Consider the following 15600-nt stretch of genomic DNA (forward strand, 5'->3'; position numbering starts at 1 on the left):
AAAAAATAATCCAAATAATCGATTTCTTGTCATTCATCTTGTAAAATGACATGAAAATCTGAAAGAATTCATTTAATGGTTGCATTCAAGCTCATCCCATGCTATATTAATCAAGCGATGAGCTGAATTGTGTAAGTCGGGTAACATGTCTCTTTGAGACACACACGAATGTGGCGTGTGGTTATTCCGCCTCAATACGCAAAAGACATCTTCTGAGGAAGATGTCTTTTTTCTTACCCTATTTTTGTTCCATTCTCAACCGGTTCATCTGTGGCTAGCAAAACCACGTCTTCTTTTGATGGCATGCCTCCTAAGACAAGCACTTCTGATTTGAACCCTGCAATTCTTCTTGGCGGGAAATTAACGACTGCTACAATTTGTTTGCCGGTAAGATTCTCCGCTGTATAACGCTTTGTCAGCTGAGCACTAGATTGCTTTACACCAATTTCTTCACCAAAATCAATCTTGAGTTTCAACGCTGGCACTCTTGCCTCTGCAAATAATTCTGCTTCTATGATCGTCCCAACACGAATATCTAACGCCAAGAACTGTTCAATATCTGCCATATGACTCTCTCCCCTTCACGAAAGGTAACGTAATCTATTGATTATCCATTGTAGCACATTCATTTCGTCAAAAAGGAGGTTCAAAAAGCCTATTCAGCCCTAAAATCTCCTTTTAGTTTACATAATAAATTTATAGTCGTGTATTAAATGTTTGCATCCTGAAAATGAATTCAGTAAAATGGCAAATAATCCTACTGCTTCCTCCCGAATATATTGGGGAGGGTTAACACTTGTTTACATTATCGGATATGTGGACGTTTTGCTGGTCGTTTTTCGTCATTCTTCCTATCGTTGCCATCCTTCATCAGCTTGGCCATATTGTGGTCGCGTGGATGTTTGGGGCAAAGGTTTCCTTTGCTCTTGGCAGAGGCAAAAAAGTGTTGAAAGTAGGCGTCGTTGAAATTAGACGAATCTATTTTCTAGATGCATTTTGCCACTATGAAGAAATGAGGAAAAATAACCGATTTTCGCACATTCTTGTCTACTTAGGCGGTTCATTATGCAACCTGCTCAGTGTTCTCATACTGAATACAATGATCGCCAATGATTTCCTGCCAGAGCACCAATTTTTCTATCAATTTGCTTACTTCTCAGTCTACTATGTATTTTTTGCACTGCTGCCAGTCCAGTATGCAGATCATCATCCGAGTGATGGGCAAGCGATTGTGAACATCATTCGGCACGGTGAACCATGTGACATCATTGACTAACATGATGACTTTCGCTGTCAATATGATAATGAATCGTTAAAAAAGGAATACCGAACAGCTTCATTTGGTGTACCGCTGTGAGACTTTGATCTGTCTCCGGCTTCATATGAAAGCTTTCTTCCATTGGCAGTTTCATGGTGATAAAAGGCGTATGTAAATACAATCCTTCGTCACCGGTACTGCCTTTTGGACGTGTGCTTTTTAATAGAAAGTCTTCCTTTTCATTAAAAGGCTTTAAAATGGCAGTCAGCTGAGAATACGGAAGCGGCAGCGCAATATTCATATAACCCGCAGCTGCATCGTGATGAAGAGCATAAAGTGCAAAAAAGACTTGCTCCCCTTTTGCGTTATGACGAATCCACGCACGCACATTCTCTCTTTCTTCCTTAGGGTGTTGAAATCTACAAAGGCTTCCCGGCATTTCATAAGGAATACGAGATGACCCCAAATAAAGCTGACCTATTTTCTTAAACACTGGCTGAAGTAAAAAAACAAAAGGCCTCACCCACCAATGAAAGCTGACGGCTGCTTTTAACGTAAAAGCCATAGGGTTCTCATAAAATCTGCGAATCACAGGTGAAACCCGATCAGCTGAAAATGTCGTTCCATTTAATTCATCAAGTGAATCGACTAAACCGAGCTTCTCTCGATCGTGCACTCTTTCCTCTTGAAAAGAGATCAAATGAAAGCGACCATGCACTTTCGAAATCGGAAAATCCTTCTGCTTCAATTGATCCTTCGGTCCTTCGATCAACCAGCCAATTAAACCTGGCAAAATCACAAAAAAAGCATTGATACTGCCATGAAACCAAATCATCTGATCAATGCTGATGTAGGTCACTCGCATAAGCATACCCGCTGAATAAAGAAGAGATAACACGATCGTCCCCATTAAAACAAAGCTAGAAAACACAACAAGACCTTTTGCGAAAGTTGACCGAAATTTTGTTTTCACACAAAGGATTCCATATATGTAGAGGGCAACCACATAAAGAACGACGCTGAACGTATCAAATAGACGGGAGAAGCTAATCCCAACAGCAATCATCACAGGCGACAGCAAAATCACCCAGCCTGCCGCTTTATATAAAGCTGTCTCTTTTGTTCGCTGCCTTCCTAAAAATCCATAAAAAAGCGGGATAAAAAAAGCCGAGTAATGAAAATGAATAGCGGTCAAAAGCACAATGATCGGCGAAAATGTCATCACCTGTATATCTGTTGTGTACAGCCAAAACCAAAGCCCGCCTAAAGCGATATACATCCATGCACCATCAATCATCAGTTCATGAAGCGGAAAGATTCCTCTTTTCAGCAAACGAGCAAAGCCAAATAACGCCAACAGGAATGTATATAAAAGCCATCCCGATGCAAACCAGGCGGAATGATAGATAAAAGCAGCGGTTGCACAAAGAGCGGCTAGTGGAAAGGCTTTCATTAAAAAGCCGATCAGCATCCCTGGCTTTTGTTTCTTCCCTTCTTTCTCAAAAAAGTGTAAGGCAGCGGGAAGAAAAAATAGAATTGCCATGAGAACAAAAAATTCTGCTATTGGACCTGTCATCAAACGGGTGGCGATAAAAAAAGACATAAAGATCAGACTGGAGGTCAAATGCCACTTATTCATCAGGAGACACCCTTTCTGTAAAACGGCCTTTATATGTAAAAAGAGTACCAAACAGGCGATTTTTCACGTGGACATCAATGGTATATTCACCTGCATCCTCATCGTAGCCTTCCGTTACATCTGACACACCATAAAGCCATGAAGGCAGCGGCCATTCCCTGCCGAACATCAAAAACTTCTGCCGGCCGGATTGAATGTGCAGGAAACCATGCTTTGTTACTGTAAAATGAAGCTCTGACACAAGAAGTCTAGGCTTTCCAAAGTAGTCTAGGACTGTATGACTCTTCTGATCAATGATCATATCTGCATCAAAGTGCCGCTCCTTCTTTGGGAAATAAAACGTTCGATACCAGTGCATCCCTTCCTCCCCCTTATTTGTCACAAAGGGCTCATTGACAATTTGGAAAGGAATATCTTTTCCTCTCTCAGGGAAAAAACAACGAAACAATGGACCAATTCTGAAGATCAATCGAATGAGTCTTGACCCGCCGCCTATCTCCTCCATGGTGCCTTCAGCAGAAAACGCGCGGTTGTATCTCTCTTTTAGTTTTGGATGCAGCTTATCGTAATCCTTTACTTGATGACGATGAACGACCATGTCTACCTCCCCTTTTTCGTTTGATGGAAAATACATCTACACAATCTTTTAGATTTATCATACCTGCAATCGACAAGATGAAAAATGCACTCATCACAAGCGGCTCATGAAGCGTCGTTTGCGGGGATAGGATCCCTATACAAAGCATGATCAGCAGAAACATGCTTTGTAGAATGAAGAGATATTTCTTTGACAGCTTAGGAATTAGCCATGATACGCCTAAAAGCGCATAAAACAATCGAAAACTCGTGCTATGATCAAAAGCAGAATGTGAAAAAGGGATGACCGCTTGGCATAGCCAGACGATGGCAAACAGCAAACAAATCCCGTAATGAGCAAGTGTTCTCTCTAGTAATAACCGAGGATGCGTTCCCTTTTCAAGCCACGTCTTTAATGCGCCAAAACTAAAGGCCGTCATAAATCCTATCATCGGGCGAAAAAGAATCCGGTCTGCCCATGTCCAACCTTTTCCTTCTTTCGTTTCGTAATCAAATTGAGTTTGAAATACAATGTGATCGCTTGTTTTCATATACTTCCAGTAGCCGCTGCCTTCTTTGATAAAAGACAATGGGTGTGACGATTTGAAATTGAGTGAGGATGCCCGCTCATTCCGTTCATCCATCATTCTTGTTCGATACGCTCCTGTCCCTGTGACACTTAAACCAAACCCAAGATGCTTTTCATACAAAAAGGATTGGGGCTGTTCATTTTGGGATTCATTTAATGAAATGGTTGAAAAACGCAAATCCCACTGTTCATGAAGCTTTGGATTTTGCGTATATTCCCATACTTTCTCTATAGGTGCATGAATGGTTGTTTCCACATAAACAGGCTTTCTTTTCATCTGCCTCTACTCCTCTATGTGAATTATTTCACATAACAAGCATACCATGTTTCACAAAACTGTCAAATCTTTATTCGTTTTCTGTTAAAAAAATTCTTCAAGACGGCCGCCCTTTTAAGATATCGATTCACTGCAAAAAAAGACCTGTCAATGAGACAGATCTTCTTTTTGCAACACACCTGAGATATAAAGCCTGACCGCATAGCTCACACTGTCTTCAAGCTGTTCTTTTCGTTGAAATCCCTTTTTATTTGAAATATCACCGAAGCCGTGCAATAAGCTTCTTAGTCCTCTTACCACATGTGTCATCTCTTCTTCTTTTACACCAAAGCGGGACATGATGGATTGGACAAATTCAGCAAGGCGCTCTGCCTCGCTTCTTACTTTTTTCTCATCCATATGTGAAAAGGCAGCTTCATAGAGGCCTGGATGTTCCCGGACAAATTCAACATACTGCCTGGCGAAGGCTAAAACAGCTTCTTCTTTATCCAGCCCCTCTGTTACGTGTATGCCTTCTTCACAAAGCATGGACAGCCCTTTTACTGCGAGTGCCGCCTGAATCTCATGAAGACCGGATACGTGATTATAAAGGGAAGGCGGTCTGATGTTCAGCCTTTTAGACAATGTAGCAATGGTCAATGCAGAAAACCCCTCTTCATCAACAAATGCAGCTGCTGTATCCATAATTTTTTCTTGCGTGATACCCATTCTTGGAGACACGGTTTACTGCTCCCCTTTCTTCAGCTGCTGCTGCCTTTTACGAACGGCAGCTTGCAGCTTTTCATGAGGTTTTATGATGAGATCGCCATGTCCTGCAGCAAGACAGGATAAGCGAAGTGCCAGTAATTTTTCGGCACTTTTGAGTGCGGTTTCTGCATCCCATGTAGCAAAGGCCGGGAACGGGAAGGTCCAGCGAAATTCACCCGTTACTGATAAGCCGCCTTTTGTTACAAGGGCATCCCCAGCAATCACAACTCCTGACCTTCCATCGTATAAGGAAATGCTGCCAGGTGTGTGCCCTGGTGTCGCAATAACTTTCAGCGGCCCAATCTCATCTCCTTCTTCGACAAGCACATCCGGTTTTGTGTGAATATTTTTCGAAAAACTGCCTTTGATTTTTTGCTGGGGTTCGCCAGGAAGCAAGGATAAGTCACCCTCAAATAGGCGGGCATCGCGTTTTGATAAATAGACGACTGCCTCTGGAAAAACTTTTTTCACTTCATCTAATGCGCCTATATGATCCATATGACTATGGGTGAGAATAATTTTGTGTATGGGTTTGTTCTTTTGACGGGCAAATTCGATGATCGGCTTTGCTGCCATTTTTAAAGCAGCATCAATTAAGATGAGCCCATTCTCTTCCTCAAATACATAACAATTTACCGGAAATAATCGCGGCATCAATGTGAGCTGGTGCAGACGGTCAAAAGTTGTCAATCTCATCAAGTGTCCCCCTAAAACTAATGTTGTTAGTTTTATATTAACTAATACTATTAGTTTTAGCAACTATTTTTTCATCGACCGCAATATAAATATCAATTTGCGCTTCTTTTGGATCTATAGATCTTTCATCATACCATTCAAAGTCGCCTGTATATGTGCGGTAATGGCGCTCATCCCACGTCCAAATCTGCTGCCATGTTTCAAGCACAACTTCTTCAATCGGCCCCTTTCTCGTTCGAAATCTTGCGTACGTGGACGAGGGAATCTCTTTTACATGTTCTAAGTGCTGATCCACAAAGTGTCCCGCTGTGAATAAATAAGAGCCATGCTCATCTTTTTCATAATCTGAATACAGCCCTATGACGGGAGCTTGTCCCCCGTGAAGCTGCTGCGCAAAAAATTGCTGCCAAAGAGGTGCAATCTTCCGCTCTTTTGTCAGCTCCATTTCGTTTGTTGTTCGAACAGACAACCCTTTCATCCATTGTTTCTCTAATGTCACGATATCGTACATACATTCTCATCTCCTTTTTTTCTATCATATAAAAAGAAACCTGACAACATTGTGTCAAGTTTCCATTCGTTTGAGAAATTGTTTCAACTGGAGATCAAACGCTTCTTTGACATGCTTCGGGGAAAGAATGTCGACATCTGGACCTAAATGGAATAGGAAACTATTTAACCAATCATCTTGAGGTACAGTGATGGTGGCAAGATAGCTTCCGTCTGAACATACGTTCAATTCGTTCTCATCCACCCATTCCTTCACTTTGCCCACTGATGCTTCCGTTAACCTGAGCGTGACAGAGCTGACCGATGGTTGTTCTTGCCAAGAGTCATTCCAAGGCTTCTCTTCGTTTTTGATTCTTTTCGGTTGGAAATATCCTGAAATGGTGACAAGACCCGTCATTCTGGTCAGCTTGAACAGACGAAAAGCTTTTTTCACACAACAAAACGCATACAAATACCAATGCCTTCCTTTTAAAACAAGCGTATAAGGCTCCACTTTGCGTGGAAGTGTTTCGCCTTTCGCATTGCGATAGGTGAACTGAATATATTGGTGCGCTGAGGCAGCTGTATGGATGAGCTGGAGCTTCTGCTCTGCCTGGCTGTCTTTTCCCCAGGAGCTTAAATCAATGAAGACATGATGCTGTTTTTCGCTCTCACCCGTATGCGTGGGAATGAGCGATTTGATTTTTTTCAGTACATGCTCACTTTCTTTAAAGGAGTACGCACTCGTCATGCTTTCGAGGGCTGTTAAAATGACCTCGATGTCATCATCGGTAAATAATTTTTTCTCTAAACGATAGTCCTCAACAAGTGAAATGCCTCCACCTGCTCCTTGGGTTGTCACAATAGGGATTCCCGCTTGATTGATGGTATCAATATCACGATAAATGGTCCTCACGCTCACTTCGTGGAGTTCAGCAAGATCTTTCGCCTGTACCTGCTTCTTGCTAATGAGCAGCATCACAATAGATAAAATGCGGTCGATTTTCATGACTTTTCCTCTTTTTCATAAATGTAGGTTTTGTTTTGATAAAAAAAGAAAGAATGGTAAAGATAAGTAACAGCCAGCATTCGTTTACATCCCTGCACGTGCAGGAGGAGGTTGCATCATGACACATAACGTGTGGCAGTTGTTCATGATTGGGAGCATTATGTTGATCTGCATCATGATTCGAATGAATCGAATGAGACGCTATCAGCTTGTACGCCCCATCAGTCTTTTGATGAGAATGTATATCTTTGGTCTCTCTGCCCTTATTCTCCTATCAGAAGGATGGCAAAATCACAGTATCTTCATCTATGCCGCTATTGGCATGCTTTTTGGAAGCAGCCTGGCTATTCATGCCTATCAGACGATTCGAATGAAAGAAGAAAATGGCCGGCTGTATATGAAAACGAGTAAATGGATTGAAAGCTTCATTTTATGTTTGTTTTTATCCAGGCTTAGTTTTAAGCTGGTTGAGCTGACAAACCATTCGATGACCAAGATCAGTGTCGTTGAACTATATCAGCATATTGTGAGCGATGATGCGATGACTATGCTCAGCTTTTTTCTTTTAGCTGCTTACTATGTTGTTTTTTCTTATCACATGATGAAAGCAAGTAAACGATCGACACATGTGCATCATGCATAAAAACCTTCCTATAGGCGTAGGAAGGTTTTTTATCAATCGTGCTGTGCATGGTGAATCATCTGTTCAAGCACTTCCATCACATGCTGATCTTCAGGGCTGTAAAAAATCGAGGTCCCTGCTCGTCTAGATTTCACGAGACGAAGGTTTTTTAAAAAGCGCAGCTGATGAGAAACGGTTGATTGCATGAGATTCAGTGTTTCTGCTATATCATTTACCGAGTGTTCACCTTGAGACAGCAGGTGCAGAATTCGAATACGAGTCGGATCAGATAAAGCTTTAAAGGTTTGGGAGACAAGAAATAGACTTTCTTCATCCAGCTCCATCCGTTCCTGTTCTTGATTTGTATTCAGTTCTTCCTTCATTTTGCTTCACCTTTCTTGTCCGTCAAATCACGACTTATTCTCTGTATCATCATATACCAAAACGTCCGGCATGCAAAGCGGGCACACTTTAGAAAAAAGATTTACTCAAATAGCATTGACACTTGGTAGCATTCTTTTTAAAATGAGCATTATTTATTCATTTTTTTAGAGGAGCTGATAGGCAAATTGACTGAAGAGCCAAGACTAAAACGCAGCCTGACTGTCTTTCCACTTGTTGTGATCGGGCTTGCTTATATGGATCCACTTGTCGTATTTGATTCATACGGCATTGTTGCTCAGCTGACGAAAGGACACGTCGCTGCAGCTTATATATTTACGTTACTTGCATTACTATTGACAGCGCTTAGCTATGGGAATATGGTGAAGGCTTTTCCAAAAGCAGGATCTGCTTATACATATGCGCAAAAAAGTATTCATCCTCATGTCGGCTTCCTTGTGGGCTGGACACTTTTACTGGATTATTTATTTTTGCCTATGGTGAATTTTGCGATCGGAAGTGCTTATTTAACCGCAGCCTTTCCTGATGTACCTCATTACATTTGGATCATCATACTTGCTATCGCCATAACGACTGTCAATGTAATCGGTATTCGGCTTACAGCCAACATCACGGCACTATTTGTGACCTTCCAGGTCATTGTCGCCGTCACTTTTGTTGGGTTTGTTATTTATGGGCTCACACAAAACGCTGGAAGTGGAGAATTATTGTCCGCCCGGCCTTTTTATTCAGCGAGCTTAGAACCAGCGCTTATTTTTTCAGGAGCGACCATTTTATGTTTTTCGTTTCTAGGATTTGATGCAATTTCGACCATGTCTGAGGAAACCATTAAGCCAAAAAAGACGATCCCACTTGCCATCTTCTTAACCGTCGCCATTGGAGGCGTACTGTTTACCTTGACGTCTTATTTTTTGCAGCAGGTATTTCCAAATTTTCAACAGTTCAAGCATCCCGATGCTGCCTCACTTGAAATTGCGGAATTTGTGGGGGGCGCATTTCTCCACTCGTTCTTTTTAGCTGGCACAATGGTCGCTGTCATCTCTTCTTCCTTATCGTCACATGCAAGTGCAGCAAGGCTGTTATATGCAATGGGTAGAGATGAGTCGTTACCGAAGCGTTTCTTCGGATATATTCATCCGAGATTAAAAACCCCTGTTTTTAATATTTTATTAATTGGTGCTTTCTCCTTAACCGCAGTCGTTGGCGAACTTGAAGTCATTTATTCCTTTATCAGCTTCGGCGCGTTGATTGGATTCACTTTTGTGAACTTGTCTGTTTTTGCGTACTATTTCGTCAGACAAAAACAAAGAGGTGTGCTCAATACATTGAGATACGCATTGATCCCTCTGTGCGGGACGGCCTTTTGTATTTGGCTGTTAACGAGCATCAGTACAAATGCATTAATCATTGGTATGCTTTGGCTGATTATCGGTTTTGTTTATTTCTGCTACAGACTGAAAACAAGACCCGAATTTACATTTGGGTATGATTGATTATAAGGTTTTCACTTGGTATCCTGTACAGGATATGGCATAATAAAAAGGCTGTACTTCCCTTTTAAAAGCGGGGCAAAACAGGGGTGAACTGACCTTGAAAAAGAAAAAAACAGGATGTTTTGCCATTTCAGGCTGCTTCACGATTTTTCTGTTTGTTTTCGTATTAGCAGCCATTGTCATGTCCTTTAATCAAAAGGAATTAAAAAAGCTGCCGATTGATACGGAATCAATTGTTTTGTCGAGATTGGATGATTACAAGCCGCTTGTAGAAACAGAGCTAAGAGATCAAGATTTAGATCAATATACCGCGTTAATCCTCGGTATGATGTATCAAGAATCAAAAGGCAGAGGCGGAGATCCAATGCAGTCCTCTGAATCTCTTGGTTTGAAACGAAATGAAATCAATGACCCTCAGAAAAGCATTAGACAAGGAGTCCATCATTTTTCTACTATGTACAAGCATGGGAAGAAAAAAGGCGTTGATTTGGAAACCATTATTCAAAGCTATAATATGGGAATCGGCTATATTGATTTTGTTGCAAAAAACGGGGGAAAACATTCCGAGAAATTGGCAAAGCAATACTCCAAAAAGCAAGTGAAACAAAACCCCGAAGTCTATACGTGCGGAGGCAACAAAGATAACTTCCGCTATCCGTATTGCTACGGTGATTTCACTTATGCTGAAAAAGTAAAAGAAAAAACGAAAACAGTTGAAGAAAAGATGAAATTGGCTTCATCATCCACACCATCATCGTAAAAAAGCACTTCCGTTTAGGAAGTGCTTTTCATTTTATCGCTGTTCTTTCCCGATTTCCGGCAGGATCGTTTTCGCTAAATGCTGATCCATTTCCTCATAGTCATCATATTGAATCGTTTCATACAGCTCTTTTCTCGTTTGCATGTCCTTCAAAATTCCTTGCTGCGTCCCCTTCTCCATGATTTCTGTAAATAAACGCTCATACGCTTTTGCAGCGACTCTAAGTGATGACACAGGGTAGATGACCATCTGAAATCCAAACATCGAAAATTCATCTGCATGATAATAAGGAGTCTTACCAAACTCCGTCATATTTGCAAGAAGCGGTCCTTTTATGCTGCTTGACGCATGCGTGAAGTCTTCAGCTGTAATGAGCGCCTCAGGAAAAATAGCATCAGCTCCTGCTTCGAGATAAAGATTGCCTCTGCGGATGACATCCTCCATCCCGTTTACAGACTTTGCATCGGTTCTTGCAATCACCAAAAGCGTTGGTGCCGCTTGTTTGATGGCTTTGATTTTCGCGATCATCTCTTCTACTGGAACGAGCGATTTTCCGTTTAAATGTCCGCATTTTTTCGGCATTTGCTGATCTTCAATTTGAACAGCTGCCACCTTGCTCTCTACCATTTCTTTTGCCGCCCTTGCAGCATTCAATACGCCGCCATAGCCAGTATCCATATCGACCAAAAGCGGCAGCTGAGAAGCTCGAATGATTTCCTTCGCTTTTTCAGCCATTTCCGTTGAATGGATCATGCCGAGATCAGGCAGTCCTTTGCTGGCACAAAAAGCGGCGCCAGATAAATAGAGCCCTTGGAAGCCCATTTTTTTTGCATAAAGCGCAGACATTCCATCGTGAACGCCTGGGATTTGAAATAAAGCTGATTTGTGCATTTGTTCTTTAAAGGCTGCGGCTAAATCTGCTTGACTTGATTCATCATTCACGATCCACACACTAGTTCCCCCTTATATAACGAATAGGTCCATAAATGCTGGTACGGTTGTTGTTTTTAATTGATTTGGATTTTGACAGAGTGACACAATTTGATCCACTTGTTTTTGTGGAAATCTTGTCTTCAAATGATAGACCCATTTCTTTTCAAGCAGCGGAATGCCTTCCTGTCTTCTTCTGCGATGACCAAGCGGGTATTCAATTTCAATTCGATCTGTCATCGTCCCGTCTTTAAAGAAGATTTGCACACAGTTTGCTATTGATCTCTTTTTCGGATCTAAATAATCTGCTGTATAACGTTTATCTTCTTTGACAACCATTTGGTCCCGGAGACGATCAATGGCCGGATTTCGCGCCGTTTCTTCTTCATAATGGTCAGCTGTTAGCTCACCATAGATCAATCCAATCGCGGTAATATACTGCAAGCAATGATCGCGGTCTGCTGGGTTATACAGCGGCCCCTTCTTATCAATAATGCGAATCGCTGATTCATGTGTTGTAATCTCTACCCGGTCAATGTCATCTAATCGATCTTTTACAGCATCATGCAGCATCATAGCGGCCTCTGCAGCCGTCTGGGCATGAAACTCAGCAGGATAAGCAATTTTGAAAAGCACATTTTCTATGACGTATGATCCTAGCGGCTGAGCGAGTGTGAGAGATTTTCCTTGCATAAGAACATCTTCAAAGCCCCACTTCTCAGCACTAAGCGGTGTTTGATAGCCCATTTCCCCTTTTAGTGTCATCATTGCCAGTCTTACCCCGCGGCTTGTTGCATCACCCGCTGCCCACGATTTCCTTGATCCTGTGTTTGGGGCGTGGCGATACGTCCTAAGCGGAGAATTATCAACAAACGCTTGCGATAAAACATGCTGCACGTCTTCCTTTGTTCCGCCAAGCAATGCACACACAACAGCACTTGTTGCCACTTTGACAAATAACACATGATCCAAGCCATTTCGATTCAGACAATTTTCTAAAGCGAGCACACCTTGAATTTCATGTGCCTTGACGATCGCATGCAGTACGTCATTCATCGAAAGCGGCTCTTCACCGTTTGCAAGCCGCGTTCTGCTGATGTAATCACTTACAGCTAATATTCCGCCTAAGTTATCTGACGGATGTCCCCACTCCTCTGCAAGCCACGTGTCATTATAATCTAACCAGCGAATCATACAGCCTATATCAAAAGCCGCTTGAACAGGATCTAGCACAAACGAAGTGCCTGGAACTCTTGCTCCGTTAGGCACAACGGTACCAGGTACGATGGGGCCAAGATGCTTCGTACATTCCGGAAAATTGAGCGCCAGCATTCCGCAGCCGAGTGTGTCTATCAGTACATACCGCGCTGTTTCAATGGCTTCTTTGCTCGTAATCTCCCCGTCTACTGCATAGGCTGCGATTTCTTCCAATAGCTGATCCGTTTGATTGGCGACTGCTGTTTTATTCATGTTCATTCCCCCGTTTTTCTATCATCATCTGAGACTTTTAATCCTCTTGGCCCTAAATACCGGACTCTCGGTCTAAAAATGCGATTATGCAAATGCTGTTCAATGACATGGGCAGCTAATCCGCTAGCTCTCGCAGCAAAGAAAATCGGTGTATAAAGTGAAATCGGAATCCCGAGCACGTAATAAATAGGTGCAGCGTAATAATCAAGATTCGGATAGAGGTTTTTCTTCTCTTTCATGTATGCCTCTCCTGCTACACACATGTCATAAAGCGTTGTATCTCCCTTTGATTCCGTAAGCGTTTTCAATGATCGTTTTAAAAGAGCGGCTCTTGGGTCCATTTTTCTCATGTATACCCTATGGCCAAAGCCCATCATTTTTTCTTTTGCGGCTAATTTTCGTTCAATCAGCGCAAGGAATCCTTCCGTTGTTTTTCCTTCGAGAAGCATGTGCATGACAGCTTCATTCGCTCCCCCGTGCAAGTCACCTTTTAATGAAGAAATCGCTCCAGTAAAAGCACCATACATGTCAGAATGTGTGGATGCGATGACTCTAGCGGCAAACGTTGAATTAGGCAGTTCATGTTCACTATATAATGTGAGTGTTTGGTCAAAAGCGGTGATTTCGTCTTGTGTTGGAGTACGTCCTGTGAGCATGGCTAAAAAGGTTTCAGTGTAGGATTTGGTCTGATCTGGAGTAATAGCGGCGTCTTTTGTGAGAATATGATAGCTTCCAGCAACAATGGCCGGCAGCTGGCCGAGTAATCGAACAGCACGCCTTTGCTGGCACGCTTCTGATCGATCATGTAATGCATCATCGTACCCACTAAGAGCAGATATGCACGTTCTCATGGCATCCATCGGATGAGTGGTTTTTGGCAGCTTTGTTAAAATGGTTTGAATGGTTGGATGTAAGTTGGTTTGTGAGGAAATGTCTTGCTGAAATTGGTGATATTCCATGGTATCTGGTAATCTTCCATAAATAAGCAGATAGGCTGTTTCTAAATAGGTCTTTTTTTGTGCCAACTCGATGAGGTCATACCCGCGAATTACAATTTCTTCTTGCTGCACATCTAAGTATGAGATAGACGTTTCGCTTGCCACAATGTCTTCAAGCCCCGGTTTATAATGCAGTTGTTCAGTCATCATATAACCCCCGTTTCGTTCAATTGTTGTTCTCCAAACGAGCAAACGGCCAGAAATGATGTGAGTCTATAGATGGGAAGATACCGTGCAAGTCGGATACCCAATTCCCATTTTATCCAAAGCACTGCCTCTTGTAAATAAAAGAACGTATGTCCAGTTGGGCATACGTTAGCTGTAATATGGAGAAATCATCATATACACAATGACGCCAGTGAGACTGACATAAAGCCATAGCGGCATTGTCCAGCGGGCAATTTTACGGTGACGCTCGACTTGCATCTGTGCGCCTCTAAAAAGAGTAATCAGGGCAAGCGGTACAATTACAGCTGATAAGACGATATGTGTGATTAAAATAAAGAAGTAAATTGGACGGATGATCCCTTCTCCTCCGAAATGGGTATCAGCTGCCATTGAATGATATGTCACATACGAAATTAAAAAGACAAGTGTCGTTGAAAATGCAGCAAAGATAAATCGTCTATGCGCTTTAATGTTCTTTTGTTTAATCATGATGAGTGCTGAAAGTAAAAAGATAAACGTAAAGCTGTTCATCACGGCATTAAGTAACGGCAAAAATGTAATATCCAGATGACTAAATTTATCTGATTTTGGCATTAAAAATAATAAAGCGATTAATCCGTTTATGGCAATTGTTAAAATGATCACAATACCAGTGAAATTTTTCGGTTTTTGATTCTGTTCGTTCATGTTTGAAAACCTCTCTTTATTAGTTCCGACTAAGAGTATGTTATTTAACTTTCTCTATAAAGTCAATGAATTCGCTGTCTTCGTCGAATTTTAGACAAACTTAAGGGTTGCAGGCGTTCTAACGACTTGAAAGATCCATCCACTTCCTTTAGAATTGGAATTTATGTGATTTTTATCATTTCTGATATGAAAGGAGTAATGGACTTGTCAATCTTACAGGAAACAGCCAAAGATGTGAAGACGTTAGAGCAAGAATTACAGCAATTGCAGTTCCAAATGTATCGAATGCAAGAAAATATGAAAGATATTTCGAAAAAAGCAAAAATCATTGGCATCGATCAAGCGAAAGAAGATGAGTGGATGATCGTCTCTGCCATTGAAAGTGCAGATACATGTAAAATTATGTTGAGCGATTGTGAAAAAGCTTTTCGCGGACAATCTGATTTTTCCTTAATTGCGGAATATCCTGAAGAAGGAAAGATTCATATTGCCGATATTAAAGGCCCGCCAGATAATGGGTACGGCTCCATCTGTATGAAGCATTTAAAAGAAATCGCAAGAGAGCAGAACATACCAGTGATTACTGGCGACCTCGTCAAAAGGGACTGGAATCACGTGGATCGCTTGATTCATTTTTATGAAAAACATCAATTTGATGTCCAAATCAATTGGAAAGAACAAAGCGGAGAAATTTATTGGGTGGACAGCTAACGACAAAAACCAGCGTGTATCATAAGATATGCGCTGCTTTTTGTCGAAAATGCAAACTTTTCAGAAAAATATGTGTATT

At 41.7% G+C, this 15600-nt stretch carries 18 protein-coding genes; 5 read left to right on the top strand and 13 right to left on the bottom strand.

Annotation, left to right across the window (positions count from 1 at the left end; genetic code table 11):
- Positions 1–233: 233 nt before the first annotated feature.
- Positions 234–566, bottom strand: a complete 333-nt coding sequence (gene csaA, locus C6348_RS04995) for a chaperone CsaA (RefSeq protein ID WP_060596531.1) — start codon at positions 564–566, stop codon at positions 234–236.
- A 230-nt stretch (positions 567–796) separates the two neighbouring features.
- On the opposite strand from csaA, the gene C6348_RS05000 reads away from it, so the two are divergent.
- Positions 797–1276, top strand: a complete 480-nt coding sequence (locus C6348_RS05000) for a site-2 protease family protein (protein ID WP_034660901.1) — start codon at positions 797–799, stop codon at positions 1274–1276.
- On the opposite strand, the gene C6348_RS05005 is transcribed toward C6348_RS05000, so the two are convergent.
- From C6348_RS05005 to C6348_RS05035, 7 genes are all read right to left on the bottom strand, one after another.
- Positions 1266–2897: a YndJ family protein gene (locus tag C6348_RS05005; RefSeq protein ID WP_106042160.1), complete on the bottom strand. Its 1632-nt coding sequence runs from the start codon at positions 2895–2897 to the stop codon at positions 1266–1268. The two genes, C6348_RS05000 and C6348_RS05005, sit on opposite strands and share 11 nt — an antisense overlap.
- Positions 2890–3495 carry a DUF4166 domain-containing protein gene (locus tag C6348_RS05010; protein WP_106042162.1) on the bottom strand — a complete coding sequence of 202 codons (606 nt, stop codon included), beginning with the start codon at positions 3493–3495 and terminating at the stop codon, positions 2890–2892. The genes C6348_RS05005 and C6348_RS05010 overlap by 8 nt, the downstream gene beginning before the upstream one ends.
- Positions 3458–4339, bottom strand: coding sequence for a membrane protein (locus C6348_RS05015; RefSeq protein WP_034660904.1), 882 nt, complete (start codon positions 4337–4339; stop codon positions 3458–3460). Before C6348_RS05015 ends, C6348_RS05010 begins: the two co-directional genes overlap by 38 nt.
- A gap of 147 nt (positions 4340–4486) precedes the next feature.
- Positions 4487–5059, bottom strand: a complete 573-nt coding sequence (locus C6348_RS05020; RefSeq protein ID WP_034660905.1) for a TetR/AcrR family transcriptional regulator — start codon at positions 5057–5059, stop codon at positions 4487–4489.
- 3 nt (positions 5060–5062) lie between these two features.
- Positions 5063–5782 carry an MBL fold metallo-hydrolase gene (locus tag C6348_RS05025; RefSeq protein WP_106042164.1) on the bottom strand — a complete coding sequence of 240 codons (720 nt, stop codon included), beginning with the start codon at positions 5780–5782 and terminating at the stop codon, positions 5063–5065.
- A gap of 37 nt (positions 5783–5819) precedes the next feature.
- Positions 5820–6293, bottom strand: coding sequence for a GyrI-like domain-containing protein (locus C6348_RS05030; protein WP_106042166.1), 474 nt, complete (start codon positions 6291–6293; stop codon positions 5820–5822).
- A 54-nt stretch (positions 6294–6347) separates the two neighbouring features.
- Positions 6348–7280: a helix-turn-helix transcriptional regulator gene (locus C6348_RS05035; RefSeq protein WP_034660908.1), complete on the bottom strand. Its 933-nt coding sequence runs from the start codon at positions 7278–7280 to the stop codon at positions 6348–6350.
- A 118-nt stretch (positions 7281–7398) separates the two neighbouring features.
- Here C6348_RS05035 and C6348_RS05040 point away from each other — a divergent pair, with 118 nt between their 5' ends.
- Positions 7399–7923 (top strand): CcdC protein domain-containing protein, encoded by a 525-nt coding sequence (locus C6348_RS05040; protein ID WP_066030776.1) that lies wholly within the window; start codon positions 7399–7401, stop codon positions 7921–7923.
- Between the two features lie 32 nt (positions 7924–7955).
- Here the strand turns inward: C6348_RS05040 and czrA are convergent, their stop codons facing one another.
- A complete protein-coding gene (gene czrA / locus C6348_RS05045; protein WP_007500691.1) occupies positions 7956–8285 on the bottom strand; it encodes a Zn(II)-responsive metalloregulatory transcriptional repressor CzrA in 330 nt (109 codons plus the stop codon).
- 186 nt (positions 8286–8471) lie between these two features.
- On the opposite strand from czrA, the gene C6348_RS05050 reads away from it, so the two are divergent.
- Together C6348_RS05050 and C6348_RS05055 are read left to right on the top strand one after the other, a co-directional pair.
- Positions 8472–9797, top strand: coding sequence for an APC family permease (locus tag C6348_RS05050; RefSeq protein ID WP_034660910.1), 1326 nt, complete (start codon positions 8472–8474; stop codon positions 9795–9797).
- Positions 9798–9894: 97 nt separating this feature from the next.
- On the top strand, positions 9895–10557 hold the full coding sequence (locus tag C6348_RS05055) for a lysozyme family protein (RefSeq protein WP_034660911.1): 663 nt from the start codon (positions 9895–9897) through the stop codon (positions 10555–10557).
- Between the two features lie 33 nt (positions 10558–10590).
- On the opposite strand, the gene prpB is transcribed toward C6348_RS05055, so the two are convergent.
- The 4 genes from prpB to C6348_RS05075 form a co-directional block, all read right to left on the bottom strand.
- Positions 10591–11508: a methylisocitrate lyase gene (gene prpB / locus C6348_RS05060; RefSeq protein WP_060596539.1), complete on the bottom strand. Its 918-nt coding sequence runs from the start codon at positions 11506–11508 to the stop codon at positions 10591–10593.
- A gap of 12 nt (positions 11509–11520) precedes the next feature.
- On the bottom strand, positions 11521–12957 hold the full coding sequence (locus C6348_RS05065) for a bifunctional 2-methylcitrate dehydratase/aconitate hydratase (protein ID WP_106037308.1): 1437 nt from the start codon (positions 12955–12957) through the stop codon (positions 11521–11523).
- A gap of 2 nt (positions 12958–12959) precedes the next feature.
- Positions 12960–14102, bottom strand: a complete 1143-nt coding sequence (mmgD, locus tag C6348_RS05070; protein WP_106042169.1) for a citrate synthase — start codon at positions 14100–14102, stop codon at positions 12960–12962.
- A 168-nt stretch (positions 14103–14270) separates the two neighbouring features.
- Positions 14271–14810: a DUF420 domain-containing protein gene (locus C6348_RS05075; protein WP_003215636.1), complete on the bottom strand. Its 540-nt coding sequence runs from the start codon at positions 14808–14810 to the stop codon at positions 14271–14273.
- 198 nt (positions 14811–15008) lie between these two features.
- Between C6348_RS05075 and C6348_RS05080 the strand changes: the two genes are divergently transcribed.
- Complete coding sequence (locus C6348_RS05080; RefSeq protein WP_060596695.1) at positions 15009–15521, top strand: GNAT family protein; 513 nt, start codon at positions 15009–15011, stop codon at positions 15519–15521.
- The last annotated feature ends 79 nt before the right edge of the window (positions 15522–15600 follow it).

The organism is Bacillus sp. YBWC18 (genome assembly GCF_002998775.1).
Taxonomy (GTDB): Bacteria; Bacillota; Bacilli; order Bacillales; family Bacillaceae; genus Bacillus.